Source organism: Roseovarius gaetbuli (assembly GCF_900172365.1).
Classification (GTDB): domain Bacteria; phylum Pseudomonadota; class Alphaproteobacteria; order Rhodobacterales; family Rhodobacteraceae; genus Roseovarius; species Roseovarius gaetbuli.
On sequence record NZ_FWFJ01000002.1, the window covers coordinates 105,733 to 126,088 of the forward strand.

Consider the following 20,356-nt stretch of genomic DNA (forward strand, 5'->3'; position numbering starts at 1 on the left):
CTTTCCAACTGCGGGGCGGCGCTGATAGATTGACCCCCATGTCGCGCATACCGCCCCTGACCCTGATCATCGTGCCTTTCGTGCTTGTCGTCGCCCTGATCGGCGGCACGGTCTGGCATTATGGCTATCGTCAGGCGCTGGATCAGCTTGAACGGCGCGGCACGGCGGATATGTCTTTGGTGCTCGGCGGGCTGGTGTCTGATCTGCAACGCTACCGCGATCAGGCGGTCGCTTTGGCCGAACATCCGACCCTGACCGCGCTGAGCGCCCCCGCCACCCCGCATCAACAGGACGCGGCGCGCCGTCTTTTGGTGGCCGCCGCCGACCGGACCGGCGCCACGGCGCTGTTTTATGTCGATGCCATGGGCGATGTGCTTGCCGGCTCACAGGCGCGCGCGCCCGAAGGTCTTGCCCGCTCGCAGTATTTCACCCGCGCGATGGATGGCGCGCTTGGCACCGCGCATGGGCTTGAGGGGGCGGCCAAGCGGCGGGTGTTTCAATTCGCGGCCCCGTCTTTTGCCAGCAATGGCAAGGTTCAGGGCGCGCTCGTGGTCCTGGCCGACGCCGAGAATGTCGAATTCGGCTGGCGCGGGTCACAGACGGCGGTGTTTCTGGTGGATGACGATGGCCGGGTCTTCATGTCGAACCGCTCTGAATTGCTTGGCTGGCGCGGGGTGCGGAATGATGACCTGTTGATCCCGCCCGAGGGGGCACCGGTCGGCTTTGCCCGCCAGAGCGTTGGCCCGCATGACATCTGGCAGGTCGACCTCGGCCCCTATCTTCCCAAACGCGCGCTGCAACTTGGCCAGGATCTGCCGCGCATCGGCATGACCGGGGTGGCGCTTGTCGATGTGGCCCCGGCCCGCCAGATCGCCGCGCTTCAGGCCGGCGCGGTGGCCGGGGGGCTGTTGTTCTTTGGCGCCTTGCTTGTCCTGACCCAGGAGCGGCGGCGCAGCCTTGCGCGCGCCAATGCCCAGCTAGAGGGCCGCGTGGCCGAGCGCACCGCGACCCTGACCCAGACCAACCTTGCCCTGCGCCGCGAAGTGCGCGAACGCCAAGAGGCCGAGGCCGCCCTCAAGCGCGCCCAGGCCGAGCTTGTGCAGGCGGGAAAGCTGCGTGCGCTTGGCCAGATGAGCGCCGGCATCAGCCACGAGCTGAACCAGCCCTTGATGGCGATCCGTCAGTTCGCGGCCAACGGCGGCGCCTTCCTGAAACGCCAAGAGCCAGAGAAAGCCGCCGAAAACCTTGGTCGGATTGACGAAATGGCCCACCGCATGAGCCGGATCATCCGCAACCTGCGCGCCTTTGTGCGCAACGAAAACGAACCGATGGGCCAGGTCGACATCATGCAAGTGATCGAGAGCGCGCTTGAGATGACCGGCGAGCGGCTGCGCGGCGATGGCGTCGACGTCGCCTGGCAGGCCCCGCCTGCCCCGGTCTGGGTGCGCGGCGGCGAAGTGCGGCTTGGGCAGGTGATGATCAACCTGATCACCAACGCCGCCGATGCGATGACCGACAGCGACACCAAGCGCCTTGAGATCGCGGTCGAGGGCGGCGCGCCGGTCACCGTGCGCCTGCGCGATACCGGCCCCGGCATCGAAGAGCCGGAAAAGATTTTCGATCCGTTCTATTCCACCAAGCTTGTCGGCGCGGGCGACGGCATGGGGCTTGGGCTGTCGATATCCTACGGGCTTGTGCAGAGCTTTGGCGGCAAGATCACCGGCGCCAATACCGGCAGCGGCGCTGAATTCACCGTCGAGCTTGACCCGTGGGCCGAAACCGCCCGGCCCGCAGAGCAAAGAGAGGGGGCCGCATGATCCGGACTGTTCTGGTGGTGGATGATGACCGCCCGGTGCGCGAGGCGCTTGCGCAGACGCTTGAGCTTGCCAATTACAACGTGCGCGCGGCGGGCTCGTTCATCGAGGCCAAGGATCATATCACGCCCGAGTTCGAGGGCGTGATCCTGTCCGATATCCGCATGCCGGGGCGCGACGGGTTTCACCTTTTGGCCCATACCCGCGCGCTTGACGACGAATTACCGGTGATCCTGCTGACCGGCGAGGGCGATATTCCGATGGCGGTCAAGGCGATGGGCCAAGGGGCGTTCGATTTCCTCGAAAAGCCCTGTGCGCCCGATGCTCTTATCCCGGTGCTGGAACGGGCCATGAAAAACCGCGCTCTGGTGCTTGAGAACCGCCGCCTCAAGGCGCAGCTTGAAACCGGCGATCCGGCGGCGCGGATGCTGTTTGGCACCTCAGAGCTTGCCGAAGAACTGCGCGCGCGGGTACGCCAGGCGGCGCGCGCGGGCACCGAAGTGCTGGTCACCGGCCCGGCAGGTGCGGGTGTGTCGAAGGTGGCCGAGGTGATCCACCACATGTCGCAGGGCGCCGGTGGGCCCTATATCAAACGCGCCGCCGCGACGCTTGATCCCGGCGCGCTTGATGCGGGGTTTCAATCGGCCTCGGGCGGCACTCTTTTCCTTGATGAAATAAGCGCCCTGCCCGCCGAGGCGCAATATGCCCTGCTTGAGCGTCTGGAGGACGGCGACAGCGCGCGCCTGATTGCCGGCAGCACCGCCGATCTGTCCGCCGCGGTCGAGGCCGGGCGCTTTAACGGCGACCTCTATTACCGGCTTGAGGTGATGCGCGTGCGTATCCCGGCCCTCTCTGAGCGCCCCGAGGATATCCCGGTGCTGTTTCGCCAGTACGTGGCGCAGGCCGCCGAGCAGGCCGGGCTGACCCCGCCCGAGGTTGGCCCCGATCGCCTTGCGGCGCTGATGGCGCAGGACTGGCCGGGCAATGCGCGCTCGCTGATGTCGGCGGCGATGCGCTTTGTGCTTGGCATGCCGGATCATGCCGAGGCCGCCGATCTTGGCCTTGCAGATCAGATGGCGCGGGTCGAGCGGTCCTTGCTGATCGCGGCCCTCGGGCGGCAGAACGGGCGTGCGTCAGAGGCGGCAAAGGCGCTCAGGCTGCCGCGCAAGACGCTTTACGACAAGCTCGCGCGCTATGGGATTCGCCCCGAGGATTACCGCCGCTGATCCCCACCGCGATCTGTGCGAAAAACCGCACAATACCACGGTGCCGCGTGCGGATTTCCGCACAGCGCGCACGGAAGCGGCGTAATGTCACATCACCCTTGAACTGTAACCTTCTGAAAAAGATTAAAAATACCGCGTATTGCGCATTTTCATGACATTTACTTGAGGCCACGCGCCGTTTCTCTCACGATGTGCTCACCGCGCCCCTCTGGGTGCTGCGTAGACACGTCTCAAAATGGGAGGAGACCCGAATGAAATTTTTGACCGCTGCCGTCTCGGCACTGGCCCTGACCGTTGGTGCCAACACTGCAATGGCCGCCTGCGATGATGGTGAAATCGTCGTCAAGTTCAGCCATGTGACCAACACCGACAAGCACCCCAAGGGCATTGCCGCCTCGCTGCTTGAAAAGCGTATCAACGAAGAGATGAACGGCACCATGTGCCTTGAGGTGTTCCCGAACTCGACCCTCTATAATGACGACAAGGTGCTTGAGGCCATGCTGCAGGGCGATGTGCAACTCGCCGCGCCGTCGCTGTCGAAATTCGAAAAGTTCACCAAGCAATTCCGCCTGTTCGACCTTCCGTTCCTGTTCTCGGACGTGAACGCGGTCGACAGCTTTCAGGCCTCTGAAACCGGCCAGGGCATGCTTGACAGCATGCAGCGCCGCGGCCTTCAGGGCCTTGCCTATTGGCACAACGGCATGAAGCAGATGTCGGCCAACGTGCCGCTGCTCGAGCCGTCGGATGCCAATGGCCTCAAGTTCCGCGTTCAGTCGTCGGATGTTCTGGTTGCGCAAATGGCCGCCATCGGTGGCAGCCCCCAGAAGATGGCCTTCTCTGAGGTTTACGGCGCGCTGCAACAGGGCGTTGTCGATGGTCAGGAAAACACCTGGTCCAACATCTACGGCAAGAAGTTCTTCGAGGTTCAGGACGGCACGACCGAAACCAACCACGGCATCATCGACTATCTTCTGGTGACCAGCGTTGATTGGCTCGACAGCCTTGATCCGGCCGTGCGCGAGCAATTCCAGACAATCGTCAAGGAAGTCACCGAGACCCGCAACGCGGAATCGAGCAAGGTCAACGCCGAAGCCAAGCAGGCGATCATCAATGCCGGTGGTGTTGTCCGTCAGCTGACCCCCGAACAGCGTGCCAAATGGGTTGAAGTCATGAACCCGGTCTGGGACCAGTTCAAAGGCGACGTGGGCCAGGAAAACATCGACGCGGCCGTCGCGTCAAACTCGAACTCGTAACACGGGTTTAACCAGTACGGCCCTTGGCAACAAAGGTCTGTGTCAGCATCGGGCGGGTTCAAAAGACCCGCCCGAAGTGTAAGAAATAGCAATAAAATCTGGGAAACGGGACGATGAAGCACAAAACCGGGCTAATCGACAACATCGAGGAATCGGTCATTGCCACCCTTCTTGGGCTAATGACCGTGGTCACATTCGCCAACGTGGTTGCGCGATATATCTTCAATGCAAATATCCTCTGGGCACTGGAATTGACCGTGTTCATGTTCGGCTGGCTGGTTTTGCTGGGCGCCTCCTATGCGGTCAAGAAACACGCCCACCTCGGGGTGGATGCGGTTCTGAACATGACCCCGCCGCCGGTGCGGCGCGTGTTGGCGCTGATCTCTGTCGGGGCCTGCCTGATATTCTCGCTGCTGCTTTTGAAGGGTGCCTATGATTACTGGGCGGTCTTCGCCGATCTTCCGCCGACCTCGGGGCGCTGGTTCCCGACCGGGTTTGACATGAGCGCCCGCAGCCAGAGCTTTTACGAAGTGCAGGACGTGCCAATGCTTGGGGTGTTCCGCTTTCTCGAAGACATGATCAACTATGGCGACAGCTATGAAAAGCTGCCCAAGGTCGTGCCCTATATCGTGCTGCCGATTTCGGCATTCCTGTTGGTGATGCGGTTTTCGCAGGTCGCCGTGCAGGTCTGGAAAGGCGAGGTTGACCGCCTTGTCGCCTCTCACGAGGTCGAAGACGAACTAGACGAAATTCGCGCCAGCCATGAGCACGATAGCCAGGAAGGAACACGATAATGGACGTGCTTTTGCTCTTTACGATGGTCGTCACCCTGCTTTTGATCGGTGTGCCCATCGCCATTTCGCTCGGCCTCAGCTCGACGCTGTTCCTGCTGATCTATTCCGACAGTTCGCTGGCCTCGGTCGCGGGCACCCTGCTTGAGGCCTTTGTCGGCCACTATACCCTGCTGGCGATCCCGTTCTTCATCCTCGCCTCAAGCTTCATGACCACCGGCGGCGTCGCACAGCGGATCATCCGCTTCTCAATCGCCTGCGTCGGGCATCTTCCGGGCGGTCTGGCGATTGCGGGCGTCTTTGCCTGCATGCTGTTTGCCGCCCTCTCGGGCAGTTCACCCGCCACCGTGGTCGCCATCGGCTCTATCGTGATCGCGGGCATGCGTCAGGTTGGCTATACCAAGGAATTCGCCGCCGGCGTGATCTGTAACGCGGGCACGCTCGGCATCCTCATTCCGCCCTCTATCGTGATGGTGGTCTATGCCGCCTCGGTCGATGTGTCGGTGGGTCGGATGTTCCTGGCCGGCGTCATTCCGGGCCTCATGGCCGGCTCCATGCTGATGATCACCATCTATGCCATCGCCAAGATCAAGGGCCTGCCCCAGGGCGAGTGGAAAGGCTGGGGCGAGGTCTGGACATCGGGGCGCGAGGCCGGCTGGGGCCTGTTCCTGATCGTGATCATCCTTGGCGGCATTTATGGCGGTATCTTCACCCCCACAGAGGCGGCGGCGGTCGCGGCGGTCTATTCCTTCTTCATCGCCTGTTTCGTCTATAAGGACATGGGCCCACTCTCGGCCTCGGATGGCACCTCGATCAGCCTGATGCGCAAGCCACAGGCGCTTCTGACGGCCTTTGTGCATCCGGATACGAAAAAGACCCTGCTGGACGCGGGCAAGCTGACGGTCACACTGCTTTTCGTGATCGCCAACGCGCTGATCCTCAAGCACGTTCTGACCGACGAACAGATCCCGCAAAGCATCGCCAACGCCATGCTGAGCGCGGGCTTTGGCCCGGTGATGTTCCTGGTGATGGTCAACGTGATCCTGCTGATCGGTGGTCAGTTCATGGAGCCCTCGGGCCTTCTGGTGATCGTGGCGCCGCTGGTGTTTCCGATCGCGATGGAGCTGGGCATCGACCCGATCCACCTTGGCATCATCATGGTGGTGAACATGGAAATCGGCATGATCACCCCGCCGGTCGGCCTCAACCTCTTCGTCACCTCGGGTGTGGCGGGGATGCCGATGATGGCGGTGGTGCGCGCGGCGCTGCCCTTCCTTGCGGTGCTCTTCGTGTTCCTGATCATCGTGACCTATGTGCCATGGATTTCGACGTTCCTGCCCAATACCTTCATGGGTCCCGAAATCATCACCAACTAGCGCCGCTCCCTCGGACGCTATGACAAAAACCGCACCACGCAGGCCCCGGCTTGCGTGGTGTTTTTCTTTTCAAATCCCGGCGACCGCGCTCATTTCAAAATAACCCGAGGGCAGGGTTTGAAACCGCGCCCGGCCCGCGCTACATGCCGCCAGAGCGGGAAATCCTTTACCGCGCCACATTTCGCCGATAACCATAAGCCCCGCCCATCCCGGACAGGAGACAGCCGCGTGACCAAAAAGCCCCAAAGGCACCAGCCATGAGCGTTGATCGCGACGTCTTTCTCGCCGCCATGCGCCAGGTTGCGGCCACGGTCACGGTTGTCACCACCGATGGCCCCGCCGGGCGCGTCGGCGCCACGGTCAGCGCCTTTACCTCGCTCACCGCCGATCCGCCCTCGGTTCTGGTCTGCCTGCGCTCCGATAGCCGGATCGCGCGCGCCGTCATCGAAAACCGGGCCTTCTGCGTCAATGTCCTGCCCGAAGATGCCGTCGACGTGGCTCAGGCCTTTGCCGGCCCCTCGCCGGACACCCCCAGCGACCGGTTTTGCGGCCTCGCAGTCACCCATAGCGACCAGGGTCCGATCCTGCCCCGCGCCACCGCCTTTTCCTGTGCGCTCAACGACCAGATGATCCACGGCAGCCACGCGATCTGCATCGGCAGCGTGCTGGATCTGGCAAATGCCGGGGAAAAGCCGCTGACCTACCTCAGCGGCAGCTATCATATCGTGCGCCCCCACGAGAGCTAGAGCATGTCGCGTGTTCGAGAAGCTCAAAACCGGCTCCCACTTTTGAGCAACATGCTTTAAGCGCGCCCTGCCCTTCTTCTTGGTCCAAATACTCAAATCTCCAGTGCTGGCCAAACCGGGCTGCGCCTGCCATATCTCGCGCGACATTTGCCAAGCCGGAGCGCGCCCATGACCAGGATCATCACCTCCCTTTCCGATATCGCCGCGAATTACGACGCCTTGTTCGTCGATCTTTGGGGCTGTGTGCATGACGGGGTGCGCGCCCTGCCCGCCGCCGTGGCGGCGCTTCAGGCCTATCGCGCAAGCGGCGGCGCCGTGGTTCTGGTGACCAATTCGCCGCGCGCCCGTCACGGCGTCGAAAAACAGCTGGTCGGCTTCGGCGTGCCCGAGGATGCCTGGGATACCATCGCCACCTCGGGCGACAGCGCGCGCGCCGCGATGTTTCGCGGTGTGGTCGGCGAAAAGGTGTTCTTCATCGGCGAGGATCGCGATACCAAGTTCTTCGAGCCGCTGCACCTGATCGAAAACCCCGCCGATATCCGGCGCGTGCCGCTGGACGAGGCCGAGGGCATCGTCTGTGCCGGCCCGTTCGATCCCACCGCCGACCCCTCGGTGATGCGGCCCGAGTTCCTTTATGCCAAGCAAAAGGGCATGAAATTTCTCTGCGCCAATCCCGATATCGTGGTGGATCGCGGCGAAAGCCGCGAGTGGTGTGCCGGCGCCCTGGCCCGGCTTTATATGGAAATGGGCGGCGAGAGCCTCTATTTCGGCAAGCCGCACCCGCCGATCTATGATCTTGCCCGCCGCCGCCTTGCAGAGCTTGGCCGCGACGTCGAGGACGCGCGCATTCTGGCGATTGGCGACGGGGTTCTGACCGATATCGCCGGGGCCATGGGCGAGGATATTGATTCTCTTTTCATCAGTGGCGGCCTTGCGGCGCAGGAAACAAAAACGTCGCAGCAGCCCGAACCAGAGGCCCTAAGCGCTTACCTTGAAAAGGAAAACTCATCACCAAGCTATGCCATCGGGTTTCTGCGGTGACAGAAAGGGCTTGATTTTGCTGCGGCTGCGAAGTAATAAAATTCCAATACAGGCACTTTTTACGCCTTAATATTACGCACCGAACCACGCAACACACCACCCGGAGGGGCGCATGTTGGATAATATGCCACGCGGCACGATCTGTATCGAAGACATTGAAATGGGCATGACGCGCCATCTGCGCAAAGTTGTCACCGACCGCGACATCGAGATGTTCGCCGAGGTTTCGACCGACCGCAATCCGGTGCATCTTGATGATGATTATGCCCGCGACACGATCTTTGAAGGTCGCATTGCCCATGGCATGCTGACCGCCGGGCTGATTTCGGCGGTGATCGGCGAGCAACTGCCCGGTCACGGCACCGTCTACATGGGGCAAAGCCTCAAGTTTCTTGCGCCTGTGCGCCCCGGCGACATGGTTCATGCCGAGGTCGAGGTGATCGCGATTGACCACGGCAAGCGCCGGGTTCAGCTTGATTGCCGCTGCCTGGTGAATGGCAAGAAGGTTCTGATCGGCGAAGCCACCGTTCTGGCGCCCTCGCGCAAGTTCGACTAAGGCGCGCGCGCTCTTTGCCTCTTGCGCCGCCCTTGGTGTGACCGCATTCTGCGGCCATGAGTGACACTCCCACATGGGGCGTTGTGGCGACCGTCAAGGCGCCTGCCCGCGATATATTGAACTTTGCCGCCTATCACCTTGATCTGGGTGCGCATCGCGTTCACGTCTATCTTGATGCCCCGAATGACGAAGCCGAGGCCGCCCTGCGCGCGCATCCCAAATGCCGGGCGGTTCTGTGCGACGAGGGCTATTGGCGTCGGCGCCGCCGCAATGGCCGCCCCGATGCCCATCAGCCCCGCCAGAGCCTGAACGCCACCCACTGCCTGAACAAACGCCCGCAGGTGGATTGGCTGGCCCATATAGATGTCGACGAGTTTCTGTCACCTCAAACCCCGCTTCCGGCGCAACTGGCCGCCCTGCCCGCCGGGACCCTAAGCGCACGGGCGCGCCCGATCGAGGCCCTGGCACCTGACCCAACCGATCCCCCGCCCGAGGGGCAGAAATGGTTCAAATCCTGCGCTCGATTTCAGGGACGGCGTCGCGAGGACACCAATGCGATCTATCCAACCTTCGGCCCACACCTTAATGGCGGATTTGTCAGCCATGTTGCGGGTAAGGTCTTTGTGCGTACCGGGCTTGAGAACATAAGCCTGCGGATTCACAACGCCTTTGTCGACAAGGTGATGGATGACACACCGGTCGAGCTTTCGCAGACGCGGCTCTGTCATCTGCATGCCCCAAGCTGGGAGCGGTGGCAATCGGCCTTTGCCTATCGGCTCCGGCACGGCTCTTACCGCGAAGGGCTAAAGCCCGCGCCAATGGCCGATGGTGTCGGGCTGAACATGCATGCGCTGTTCTCGATGCTTGAGGAGGATGGCGGCGAGACAGCCCTACGACGGTTCTTTGACGAGGTTTGCACCGCCACACCGGCCCTGCGCGCGCGATTGCAAGAGCGCGGCCATCTGCATAAAGTGGCCCTCGATCTTGACCGCAAACGCGCTCTGCATTTCCCCCAACACCGCTAATTGTTGCCATTTTGGGTACAATCATCGGCGTGGACGGGCGCATTGTCATCGCTTCCGCGCACTCCATTGACCAGCCCCCCTATATTCAGGTAAGTGCAAGCCACCGGATCACCCATGTGGAGAACCACAGGCCCAAGAGGGGCCCGATCCGGTATCATACGTACGGGCCATGATTGTGTCCGTAAATCGCGGATACCCATGACCAAATTCTCAGATCTGAATCTTAATCCCAAAGTCCTCAAAGCTGTCGAGGACGCCGGATATGAAACCCCGACCCCCATTCAGGCGGCGGCGATCCCCCCCGCCCTGGAAGGGCGCGACGTCTTGGGCATCGCCCAGACCGGCACCGGAAAGACCGCAAGCTTCACGCTGCCGATGCTGTCGCTTTTGTCGCGTGGACGTGCGCGCGCGCGCATGCCGCGCAGCCTCGTGCTCTGCCCGACGCGAGAGTTGGCCGCACAGGTGGCCGAGAATTTTGATACCTATTCCAAGTACCTGAAACTGACCAAGGCGCTGCTGATTGGCGGCGTGTCGTTCAAGGAACAGGACAAGCTGATCGACAAGGGCGTGGACGTTCTGATCGCCACTCCCGGTCGCCTTCTGGACCATTTCGAGCGCGGCAAGCTGTTGCTGACCGGGGTTCAGATCATGGTCGTGGACGAGGCCGATCGCATGCTTGACATGGGCTTTATCCCCGATATCGAACGCATCTTCAGCCTAACGCCCTTTACCCGCCAGACGCTGTTTTTCTCGGCCACGATGGCGCCCGAGATCGAGCGCATCACCAATACCTTCCTCTCCGCGCCCGAGCGCGTCGAAGTCGCCCGACAGGCCACCGCCTCGGAGACAATCGAGCAGGGCGTTGTCATGCTCAAGGCCTCGCGGCGCGACCGCGAAGCCAGTGAGAAACGCAACCTGTTGCGGGCGCTGATCGAGCGTGAGGGTGACAAGTGCACCAACGCCATCGTGTTCTGCAACCGCAAGGTCGACGTGGATATCGTTGCCAAATCGCTGACCAAATACGGCTATGACGCGGCGCCGATTCACGGCGATCTGGATCAGAGCCAACGCACCCGCACGCTTGACGGCTTTCGCGCCGGCGATCTGCGGTTCCTGATTGCCTCGGACGTGGCGGCGCGTGGCCTTGATGTGCCCGCCGTGAGCCATGTGTTCAACTTCGATGTGCCGAGCCATGCCGAGGACTACGTGCACCGAATCGGTCGCACGGGGCGCGCCGGACGTGACGGCAAGGCGCTCATGATCTGCATCCCGCGCGACGAAAAGAACCTCGCCGCGATCGAGGATCTGTTGCAAAAGCCGATTCCGCGCGTCGATAACCCGCTTCAGTCGGGCGCCGCACCCGAGGCAGAGGCCGAAACCGCCCCTGCCCCCGCGCCCGAGAAAAAAGCCGCCAAACCGCGCGTAAGCCGCCGCTCGAAAAAGTCCGAAGAGCAAAAGCCCGACGCGCCTGTGGCCAAGGCCGAAGAGACAGCAAAACCGCAAGAGACCGCTGAGTCGGCCCCCGTTGCCACCCAAGAGGCAACACCGGAGCCGCAGCACACCGCCCCCAAGCCAGAGCGCAAAGAGCGCTCCTCGCGCCGGGGCGGCGGCGGCGGATCTGATCGCGGACGTCAGGATCAAAGCGGCGGCAAGGTCAAGGGCATGGGTGACCATCTGCCCGGCTTCATCGCGCTGAGCTTTGACGAGCGGCGCACCCGCTAGAAGGTCTCCTGCGGGCCAGCCTGAAGGGGCTGGCAAGCCCCTCCCCGTTTTTCCTAACGGGCAATCACGATATCGGCCTGCAATCCGCCAAGGCGGTCGCTTTGCCCAAGGCGAAGCGTGCCACCATGGGCGCGTGCCACGTCAAGCACGATGGACAGGCCAAGCCCCACCCCGGTGCCACGGTTTTGGTTGCGCGCGGGTTCCAGCCGGGTAAACGGCTTTACCGCCTCGTCGCGGTTCTCGGCGGCAATACCGGGCCCGTCATCCTCGACCCGGATGCGCAGCGATTTTTCAGTCAGCACAACCGAAACCTCGGCGCGGCTTCCATAGCGGACGGCGTTGTTGATCAGGTTCTCGACCGCGCGCCGAATGCTGCCGCTGCGAAGGCTGATCTCGCCCTCGCCGCTGGTCTTGGTGAGGGTCACGTTGACCTCGCTGCGCTGCGCGTCCTCGACGATCTGTCGGACAAGGGCAATCGGGTCGACCGGCTCTGCCTCGCCCTCCTGAGCGCCACGCGCAAAGGCCAGAAACCCGTCCAGAAGCCGCTGCATATCCTCGACATCGCGCAGCATCGGCTCGGCCTCGTCCTCGTCCAGCATCGCCAACCCAAGCCGCAGCCGCGTCAGCGGTGTGCGCAAGTCGTGACTGACCCCTGAGAGCATCAGCGTGCGCTGTTCGATCTGGCGCTCAATCCGGGCGCGCATGTCCAGAAACGCGCCCCCCGCCGCGCGCACCTCGACCGCTCCGGCCGGACGATAGGGCACATGGCGCCCGCGCCCAAAGGCCTCGGCGGCCTGCGCCAGCCGGGTGATCGGACGCAGCTGATTGCGCAGGTAGAAATAGGAAATAACCGTCATCAGAGCGCCAAAAAAAACCATGTTTACAAGCAATTGATGCGGTTGGCGCGCCGACACCCGGCGCCGGTCAAACTGCATCTCCACCCCCTGCCCGTCGCGCAGAAAATACAAGCGCACCAGGTCATCATTCGGCAGGTCGACCACCTGAAGATCAAGAAACACCTTTTTCAATTCGCGTGTGACCACGATCCCGGAAAAGTCGAACCAGCGGCGGGTGTCGGACGCCGGGATATCCGCCTGGGGCAGGACGTTCACCTCGATATCAAGCGTCTCGGCCAGCGGTTGACCGACGAGCGCCTCGGGCGGGCGGCTGCCTTCGCCAAGCACCGCGACGATTTCGCGGCTGACCGTCTGGGTCATCTGTTGCGTCACACCCTCGAAATGGCGTTGAATGAACACGACCGAAACAACAAGCAACAGCGTGATCACCGGCAAAAGCAGGATCAGCGTTGCCCGCCCATACAGGCTTCGGGGCATATAGGGTTTGATCCAGCGAAAAGACATGGCCTAAACCTAGACTCCGGCGCACAGAGAAGGAAGAGCCATGCACCTCCCCCAAGGCGAAAGGCCGCCATTCGGCCACCCCGAGACGATTGGTCGGGATGTGCGCCGCATTCTGGCACCCAACCCCTCGCCGATGACGTTCTGGGGGACGAATACCTATCTTCTGGGGGCGCGCGATCTGGCGGTGATTGACCCCGGACCGGACGATTGCGCGCATCTTGCGGCGATCCTCGGCGCGCTCGGGCCGGGCCAGAGGATAAGCCACATCTTCGTGACCCATTCGCATCTTGATCATTCGCCCCTCGCCGCGCGTCTCGCTGGCGAGACCGGCGCGCCCGTACTGGCCTACGGCGATGCGCGCGCGGGCCGCAGCCCGGTGATGACCGCCCTTACCGAGACTGGCGAGATCGGCGGTGGTGAAGGTGTCGATCACGGGTTCACCCCCGACATCGCGCTTGTTGATGGTCAGGTGGTGACCGGCGACGGCTGGCAGATCAAGGCGCATTGGACACCGGGGCATTTTGGCAATCACCTGTGCTTTGAAAGCGGCGACAGCGTCTTTAGCGGCGATCTGGTGATGGGTTGGGCAAGCTCGCTGGTCTCGCCCCCCGACGGCGATCTCACGCATTTCATGGCCTCCTGCGCGCGGCTCCATGCGCTTTGCGCGCGCCGCCACCTGCCCGGCCACGGCGCCCCGATTGACGCCCCCGCTACGCGGCTTGACTGGCTGATCGGCCACCGCCTTGGGCGCGAAGCCGCGATTCTCGAAGCGCTTGCCGCCGGTCCGCGCACGGCCACGCAAATCGCCCGCGAAATCTATACCGACACTCCGGCCAAGCTCATGCCCGCCGCCGCCCGAAACGTTCTGGCCCATCTGATTGATCTTATGCAAAAATCCCGGGTTTTCCCGCAGGGTCCCCTGCATGCCAACAGCCATTTCGCCCGCCCGGCAAAGAATGATGCGCCAAGGTGAAGTTTTTGTCACAATCCCTCTGGACCTCGCGAAATCTGATTGCTATACGGCCAGCGTGTTCCGGCGTAGCTCAGCGGTAGAGCAGTTGACTGTTAATCAATTGGTCGTAGGTTCGATCCCTACCGCCGGAGCCAAAATATACCGCAAGATCAGATAGCTACGCAGAGCCCGCTTCGGCGGGCTTTCTGCGTTTTTAGAACTTGTTATTATGTTTTGGCACCGATCATTTACCTTAACTGCGGAAGTTCGGTGGGTAACGGACTTTGGAAATTTGAAAGCGGGACACGGCTTGCGCTCCGCCTCCGTTGACAAATATCAATGAGCGCCCAGAGCTAACCATCCATTGTGGAGTCTAGGCATTGAGGGAGTTCAGTTAATGAGGCCCAGTTGCTTTTGGGGGAGAAGGCAGTCTTGTTTTTTCAGGATGAACGCAATTTGATGATCGCTCTCGATTCAGATGGCAAGTTCATCCGCATTGATCCGCCAGGACATCCCAAAACTTCGATAGATTTGCGTATATCCTGCCAAAGGATCACCACCGGTCAACGGCTCCTTGACGAGAAAATCGACACGATGCTGAAAGCATGCCGGGAGTGCAACAGTGATATCCCGCCCCTGCTGCCTCCTCCCGCCATCGCGAGGACAAAGGACGGAAGATCGATGCTTGTCGAAGCATTGCTTTTACCGCGCGAATTGGGCGAGTTGATCGGAGGGGCACGGTTCATCCTTGCCGTGCGCGAAGTGTCCAGCCCACTCATATCTCGCAAGTCGCGCATGCGACATAGCTTAGGGCTAACCGCAACCGAGGCGGATTTTGCCGACTTTCTGGCGCGGGGGATGAGCGTAAAGGAGGCTTCTGAGCGGCTTTGTATTTCCGTCTGGACGGGGCGCAGTCACCTGCGGTCGATCTTTCAAAAAACCGATACGCATCGCCAGGGTGAATTGATCGCCCTGTTAAATCAGGAGAAACTGTAATCCTTCACCAACGCTTGATAGCAGCGATACATCTCAAAATCTCAGAAATCTTGGAGAGGTCACCAAACGCAAGGTAAATTATTCTCGCTCTTAAAAAGTAAGTGTCTGCATTCCAAAAGTGAGAATTGGTGGGAAATCACCGCAACAAATTGGAAAGGCTGGTGGTAACGTTTTGAAAATCATCCTTCAAATCCTGTTCGTCTTCTCAATTATCGCGATAGCGACGGCAGGCTATCGCGAGTTTTCGAGTCGGCCGAAAACCAAGACCACATATATGACAAGCCCTGTGCTTGAGGGAACGCTCAGCGAAACAGTCACCGCGACAGGGTCGTTGAATGCCGTCGTGACCGTTGAAGTGGGTTCTCAATTGTCGGGGCGTATTGCCGAACTGCTCGTCGACTTCAACGACCCTGTTACAAGTGGTCAACCCGTGGCGCGCCTTGATCCGGGTACGTACCAGGCGCGCAGCGCCGAAGCCAATGCCGCCTTGCAAATGGCCCGCGCAAGCGTTGCTGTGAAGGAGGCAGAACTCAATCGTGCTCAAGCGGAGCTTGAAGACGCCCGCGCAAATCTCGAAGTTCTCACTGCGCGTCTGGATGGCGCGCAGGCTCGCTTTGATGCGGCCAATGCCGCGCTGGAACGCAAGCGTACTCTCAGAACACGCAACCTGATCACCACAGAGGAATTCGAAGACGCTGAACTCGAACACAAGATCGTGGCTGCTGAACTAAAAGAAGCGCGTGCGATTGTGCAAGCCCATGCGATCAAGGTTAAGGTAGGCAAGGCTGATGTCAGCCGTCAGAAAGCCGATCTCGTGAATGCTCAGGCTAACATCCCTCAAAAAGAGGCACTTCTGAATCTTGCCGAGATCGAGCTTGATCGAACGGTTATCCGCTCGCCGATCAACGGCATTGTTATTGGAAGAGATGTTTCGCAAGGTCAAACCGTGGCCGCAAGCCTTGAGGCACCAACACTCTTCACCATCGCGCAAGACCTTATCGAGATGGAAATCCATGCCCGCATCGACGAAACAGACATTGGCAAGGTCAAGCTTGGACAATCCGCCAAGTTCACGGTGGACGCCTTCCCGGATCGCGCGTTCGAAGGAACTGTCAAACTGGTCAGGAAATCGCCGGAGGTGGTGCAGAATGTCGTGACCTATACGGTCATAATCGGAACTGAAAACACGGAACAGCTCCTGCTTCCTGGTATGACTGCCAATATCCGCCTGCTGGTCATGGAAAGCGAGCCACTCGTGAAAGTCCCTCGCGCCGCGATCGAGTTCTCACCGGATAACATGTCCGCCCAATCTGAAAACTATCCTCCAGGGTCCGCTGTATGGCTTCTCGATGGCAACGGAACGCCCCGCCCGGTCGAGGTCGAGACTGGCGCGCATGACCGCACACATACTGCAATTCTGGACGGCAAGCTGCAGCCCGGGGAGAAAGTTATCACCAATGAGATTCAACAGGATGCCGAACGACGGTTTCTCGGAATCAGGATCGGCTTTTAGGAGGCTGCCAGTGTCACTCATTGAGGCAAATGATCTTCAAAAGGACTATTTCTCAGAAGCGGGCAGGCTTCCAGTTCTCCGAGGTGTCTCCCTGAAGATCGTTGCAGGCGAGTTTGTCGCAATCATGGGGCCATCGGGGTCCGGCAAGACGACACTCATGAATCTTCTTGGCCTGTTGGACACTCCATCCGGTGGGCGCCTCTGCTTCGATGGCCGGGACGTCACGCAACTCAAGCCCGACGAACAAGCGGACATACGCAACACACGTATCGGATTCGTCTTCCAATCCTACAATCTCCTACCCCGCCTGACAGCCATAGAAAATGTTGAGCTTCCGCTGGTCTATGCCGGTGTGTCACGCGGCGACAGGCTTGAAAGAGCGCGAGGCATGTTGGACGCCGTAGGCCTGGCCGGCCGAACCCAACATTGGCCGAGCCAGCTATCCGGCGGAGAGCAGCAGCGCGTTTCGATCGCGCGCGCCATGGTGTCAAAACCAGCACTTGTCCTCGCCGACGAGCCGACCGGCGCGCTTGACACTCAGACAGGTGCAAGCGTGATGGCGCTATTACAGGACATGATAAGACAAGGTACGACCGTTGTCCTCGTCACGCACGACGAGGCAGTGGCCCGGCATGCAGAACGAACCATTCGGCTCTTCGATGGCAAAGTGTGTACTTCTCCAGGTCAGGAAACCGCGATGGGCGCGCAATCTGCCGTGCAAACTGATCACGCCGGGAAAGCAGCAGAATGAACATGTTTGAAACCCTGCGTATTGCCATCCGCTCGATCTCCTCAAATCGCATGCGGTCCGGGCTGACAATGCTCGGCATCATCATCGGCGTGGCGTCCGTCGTCACCATGGTCGCTCTCGGATCCGGCGCGCGCACAATGGTCGCAGAGCAGATCCGATCGCTTGGGGCGCATGTGTTGATGGTGTTGCCCGGCGAAGCGCGCGAGCAAGGGGTTCGCAAGGAGGCCGGATCGGCACAATCGCTTACAGAAAGCGATGCGCGCGCCATTGCGTTTGAGCTTTCGACGGTCGCCGTTGCAGCGCCGTCGATCCGGGGCGTTTTCCAGATAGTGTCTGGCAACCGAAACTGGCGCACGACGGTCAATGGCACGACGACGGATTATTTCTTCGTGCGGGAATGGGCGCTTGCAGAGGGTCGATATTTTACCGACGAAGAAACCCTGGCCGGCGCAAAAGTTACACTGATTGGGCAAACGATAGCCGAGCACTTGTTTGACAAAGACGAAAGCCCGGTCGGACAGACAGTGCGGATAGCGAACGCGCCGATGACGGTGATCGGCGTGCTTGCAGAAAAAGGCCCAACGGGCACAGGGCGTGATCAGGACGACGTCGTGTTCCTGCCGATTTCGACCGCACGGCAGCGGCTCATCGGGGGGGCAAACCAGGTCAATCGAGAGGCCGTTGGCTACATCCTTGTAAAGGCGGCTTCGAATGACGTGATGTCTGTCGCTGAGCAGCAGATCGCTTGGCTACTGCGTCAGCGGCATGGGCTCAGACCGGCGCACCCGGACGATTTTCGCATCACTGATCCCGCCGCGACAATGGCGGCTCAAACGGCCTCGACCCGGGTACTATCCTGGCTTCTGGCCTCCGTGGCGTCGGTCTCGCTCGTGGTGGGGGGGATCAGCATCATGAATATAATGCTGGTCTCGGTGGCTGAGCGGCGGCGCGAGATCGGTTTGCGGCTGGCTGTCGGCGCACGGCGAAGCCATATCCGCACACAGTTTTTGGTTGAAGCACTCGTGATCTGTCTCTTGGGTGGTGTAATCGGCTTGATCGTCGGCATGGTCGGCACGGCCCTGCTTGCCGCATTGGCTGGCTGGCCGGTTTTTCTTTCCCCTGCCTCAATGGCAATGGCGATGCTATTTGCAGGGGTGACGGGAGTATTTTTTGGCTACTACCCTGCTCGAATCGCAGCAAGATCCAACCCGATTGATTGCTTAAGGAGCAACTAAGGTATTGCGAGTTTTCCGTCATAAAAAGATTTGGCATAGTATTGCCTGATCGGTGGTGAGGGCTCAGACGCGCGGTTGCCGCTGAGGAATTGAGCCTTGAAGAAGCATCAAAACGATTATCAATCTAAATCCTGATGGCCTGGAGCCAATCGCGTTGGGTTTTCCCTGAAATCAAAACGCATGGGCAAGCGCGCCTGTAGATTTTCTGAATTACGTCTAAGGCCACAACCTTTGTCTATCTCCCATATACCATTCGGGCTAGCAAAAATAAGCTAAAAAAAACACGTTTGGCCAAGCTCGTCCGAGTGATGTGGGGTTTTTCATTTTCTGTTTCACTGCAGATACCAACAACAAAATGGAGGGTAACATGAAAAAGATTTTTGCAATGACTGTCGCTGCCGTTCTCGGCTTTTCGGGTATGGCGTTCGCAGGTGAGCCGCAAGGTCAGGCATCCGGACAAGGGTGTACCAATACCACAGCTGGGGATCAGAAAAATCCGGGGAAGCTGTTTCAGGCCTTTAAAAATGGAGAGGGCCCTGCTGCTTTCGAAGGGCTTAATCCAAAGGAAATTGCAGAACTTGCTGGGGACGTTCCGTCGGGCAAAGTATCTGACATAATCAAGCTCGTCTGCGACAATAGCCCGAGCTGAGGCGACTGGTATTCAAGGCATTGCATTTAGCACGGCCAAGCCTTGAAGAAGAGCCCCCGTTTGGGGGGCTCTTTGTTTGTTCTTTTCCCCTTGCGCGCTCAAACCGCCGTCGCCCTTCGATGCGACGTGCGCGCGGGGCGTCCAAGCAGATTCCAATTGTGACAGCGGCACCAACTACCACAAGATTGGTCCCAAAAATGACACCTAATACTTACCGGATATGACCGCCATTCCTCGAACATCGGTGATCTGATCATCGACGTACCTGTCAGGTAGGCTGTAACGCAGAGCGTGAGGCCAGATTACCAGCGACATCAGAGGTGGGCCGCCACCCAACGTTCAGCGAAACCGGGTACGCTGTTTGGTGTTTGCTGTTGCACGTGCAGAGTGCGGTCCGTCTGTCGGCGAGAGGGCGTCAGGACGATCCGTCACGACGAAGGAAATCAATGAACAGCGTCGTTGCCCGGTCAGGTGTTTCACTTTTCCAGATCGCCACGGTCTGAAGCTGCTCTGACACGTCCTCCAGTGGTACGACGATCAGTCCGGCCCCGACGGAACCGCGCACGCTTTCCGTCAGGATCGTGACACCCATGCCGCAGGCGACAAGGCCCAGAATGCCAGCCGAATTGAAAGCCTCCTGGACAACGCGGGGCACGAAACCCGATCTGCGGCACAGCGGGATCAGATAGGCGTGGAAATGTTCCCAATCCTTCGATGTTCCATGCACAAAGTCTTCATGCGCCAGCTCTTCGAGGCGAATGCTGCTGCGATTGGCAAGGGGGTGATGTTCGTAAAGAACGCAGACAAAGCGCTCGGACTGGATCAGGCATTGATCATAACCAAGGCGGCTAATCGGACCGGTGACAAAGCCGACGTCCAGCTCTCCAGCGTCGAGTTTGTGAAGCTGGGCGGTGGTGACATCGTGATGCGGTTGCAACACAAGGCCCGGCTGTTGCGCCTGAAAATCCTTGAGCCGACGCGGCAGCAGGCCGGCAATCGCCATATCCGTATAGCCGATGCGCAACCGTCCGATCTGGCCGTCATGCACGCGGCGGGTGTTTTCGACCGTGTTCTCGACGGCATTGATCACGCCGCGACAGCCCTCGAGAAAGGTCGTTCCGGCCTGCGTGATCTGAACACTGCGGTTCGTGCGATCAAAAAGCCTCACCCCAAGCTGATCCTCAAGGTCGCGCACGGCGCGGCTCAGGGCGGGCTGGGCGATGCCCAACCGCTCGGCGGCGCGGCGAAAGTGAAGCTCTTCCGCGACGGCCATAAAATAACGGATATGCCGAAGACCAAATTTCATGATGCCCACAAAGTATCAAAGCCAACTAATTTGATATTATACT

General features: G+C 60.3%; 18 protein-coding genes and 1 tRNA gene. 17 read left to right on the forward strand and 2 right to left on the reverse strand.

All coding sequences use genetic code 11. From position 1 onward, the window contains the following. Positions 1 to 38: 38 nt before the first annotated feature. From ROG8370_RS01750 to ROG8370_RS01795, 10 genes are all read left to right on the forward strand, one after another. On the forward strand, positions 39 to 1,817 hold the full coding sequence (locus ROG8370_RS01750) for a sensor histidine kinase (protein WP_085825370.1): 1,779 nt from the start codon (positions 39 to 41) through the stop codon (positions 1,815 to 1,817). Beyond that, positions 1,814 to 3,040, forward strand: a complete 1,227-nt coding sequence (locus ROG8370_RS01755) for a sigma-54-dependent transcriptional regulator (protein WP_085825371.1) — start codon at positions 1,814 to 1,816, stop codon at positions 3,038 to 3,040. The genes ROG8370_RS01750 and ROG8370_RS01755 overlap by 4 nt, the downstream gene beginning before the upstream one ends. A 251-nt stretch (positions 3,041 to 3,291) precedes the next feature. After that, complete coding sequence (locus tag ROG8370_RS01760; RefSeq protein ID WP_085825372.1) at positions 3,292 to 4,293, forward strand: DctP family TRAP transporter solute-binding subunit; 1,002 nt, start codon at positions 3,292 to 3,294, stop codon at positions 4,291 to 4,293. 113 nt (positions 4,294 to 4,406) lie between these two features. After that, positions 4,407 to 5,087, forward strand: coding sequence for a TRAP transporter small permease (locus ROG8370_RS01765; RefSeq protein ID WP_085825373.1), 681 nt, complete (start codon positions 4,407 to 4,409; stop codon positions 5,085 to 5,087). Then, a complete protein-coding gene (locus ROG8370_RS01770) occupies positions 5,087 to 6,460 on the forward strand; it encodes a TRAP transporter large permease (protein WP_085825374.1) in 1,374 nt (457 codons plus the stop codon). The genes ROG8370_RS01765 and ROG8370_RS01770 overlap by 1 nt, the downstream gene beginning before the upstream one ends. Before the next feature lie 257 nt (positions 6,461 to 6,717). Then, complete coding sequence (locus ROG8370_RS01775) at positions 6,718 to 7,206, forward strand: flavin reductase family protein (RefSeq protein ID WP_085825375.1); 489 nt, start codon at positions 6,718 to 6,720, stop codon at positions 7,204 to 7,206. Positions 7,207 to 7,374: 168 nt separating this feature from the next. Then, positions 7,375 to 8,247: a TIGR01459 family HAD-type hydrolase gene (locus tag ROG8370_RS01780; protein ID WP_085825376.1), complete on the forward strand. Its 873-nt coding sequence runs from the start codon at positions 7,375 to 7,377 to the stop codon at positions 8,245 to 8,247. Positions 8,248 to 8,359: 112 nt separating this feature from the next. Continuing rightward, a complete protein-coding gene (locus ROG8370_RS01785) occupies positions 8,360 to 8,803 on the forward strand; it encodes a MaoC family dehydratase (RefSeq protein WP_073198418.1) in 444 nt (147 codons plus the stop codon). A 56-nt stretch (positions 8,804 to 8,859) separates the two neighbouring features. Beyond that, positions 8,860 to 9,828 (forward strand): glycosyltransferase family 2 protein, encoded by a 969-nt coding sequence (locus ROG8370_RS01790; protein WP_085825377.1) that lies wholly within the window; start codon positions 8,860 to 8,862, stop codon positions 9,826 to 9,828. Positions 9,829 to 10,026: 198 nt separating this feature from the next. Continuing rightward, complete coding sequence (locus ROG8370_RS01795) at positions 10,027 to 11,550, forward strand: DEAD/DEAH box helicase (protein WP_085825378.1); 1,524 nt, start codon at positions 10,027 to 10,029, stop codon at positions 11,548 to 11,550. Between the two features lie 53 nt (positions 11,551 to 11,603). Here the strand turns inward: ROG8370_RS01795 and ROG8370_RS01800 are convergent, their stop codons facing one another. Further along, positions 11,604 to 12,911 carry an ATP-binding protein gene (locus tag ROG8370_RS01800; protein WP_085825379.1) on the reverse strand — a complete coding sequence of 436 codons (1,308 nt, stop codon included), beginning with the start codon at positions 12,909 to 12,911 and terminating at the stop codon, positions 11,604 to 11,606. Positions 12,912 to 12,951: 40 nt separating this feature from the next. On the opposite strand from ROG8370_RS01800, the gene ROG8370_RS01805 reads away from it, so the two are divergent. From ROG8370_RS01805 to ROG8370_RS01835, 7 genes are all read left to right on the forward strand, one after another. Beyond that, a complete protein-coding gene (locus ROG8370_RS01805; protein ID WP_085825380.1) occupies positions 12,952 to 13,884 on the forward strand; it encodes an MBL fold metallo-hydrolase in 933 nt (310 codons plus the stop codon). Positions 13,885 to 13,943: 59 nt separating this feature from the next. Further along, positions 13,944 to 14,018, forward strand: a tRNA-Asn gene (locus tag ROG8370_RS01810). 277 nt (positions 14,019 to 14,295) lie between these two features. After that, complete coding sequence (locus tag ROG8370_RS01815; protein ID WP_212580040.1) at positions 14,296 to 14,859, forward strand: helix-turn-helix transcriptional regulator; 564 nt, start codon at positions 14,296 to 14,298, stop codon at positions 14,857 to 14,859. Positions 14,860 to 15,031: 172 nt separating this feature from the next. Beyond that, positions 15,032 to 16,372 (forward strand): efflux RND transporter periplasmic adaptor subunit, encoded by a 1,341-nt coding sequence (locus tag ROG8370_RS01820; protein ID WP_085825382.1) that lies wholly within the window; start codon positions 15,032 to 15,034, stop codon positions 16,370 to 16,372. 10 nt (positions 16,373 to 16,382) lie between these two features. Next, complete coding sequence (locus ROG8370_RS01825) at positions 16,383 to 17,123, forward strand: ABC transporter ATP-binding protein (RefSeq protein ID WP_245827139.1); 741 nt, start codon at positions 16,383 to 16,385, stop codon at positions 17,121 to 17,123. Positions 17,124 to 17,125: 2 nt separating this feature from the next. Then, on the forward strand, positions 17,126 to 18,358 hold the full coding sequence (locus tag ROG8370_RS01830) for an ABC transporter permease (RefSeq protein ID WP_212580042.1): 1,233 nt from the start codon (positions 17,126 to 17,128) through the stop codon (positions 18,356 to 18,358). 367 nt (positions 18,359 to 18,725) lie between these two features. After that, positions 18,726 to 19,007, forward strand: a complete 282-nt coding sequence (locus ROG8370_RS01835) for an acid shock protein (protein ID WP_139838016.1) — start codon at positions 18,726 to 18,728, stop codon at positions 19,005 to 19,007. Between the two features lie 415 nt (positions 19,008 to 19,422). On the opposite strand, the gene ROG8370_RS01840 is transcribed toward ROG8370_RS01835, so the two are convergent. Continuing rightward, positions 19,423 to 20,313, reverse strand: a complete 891-nt coding sequence (locus ROG8370_RS01840; RefSeq protein WP_085825386.1) for a LysR family transcriptional regulator — start codon at positions 20,311 to 20,313, stop codon at positions 19,423 to 19,425. Between the last annotated feature and the right edge of the window lie 43 nt (positions 20,314 to 20,356).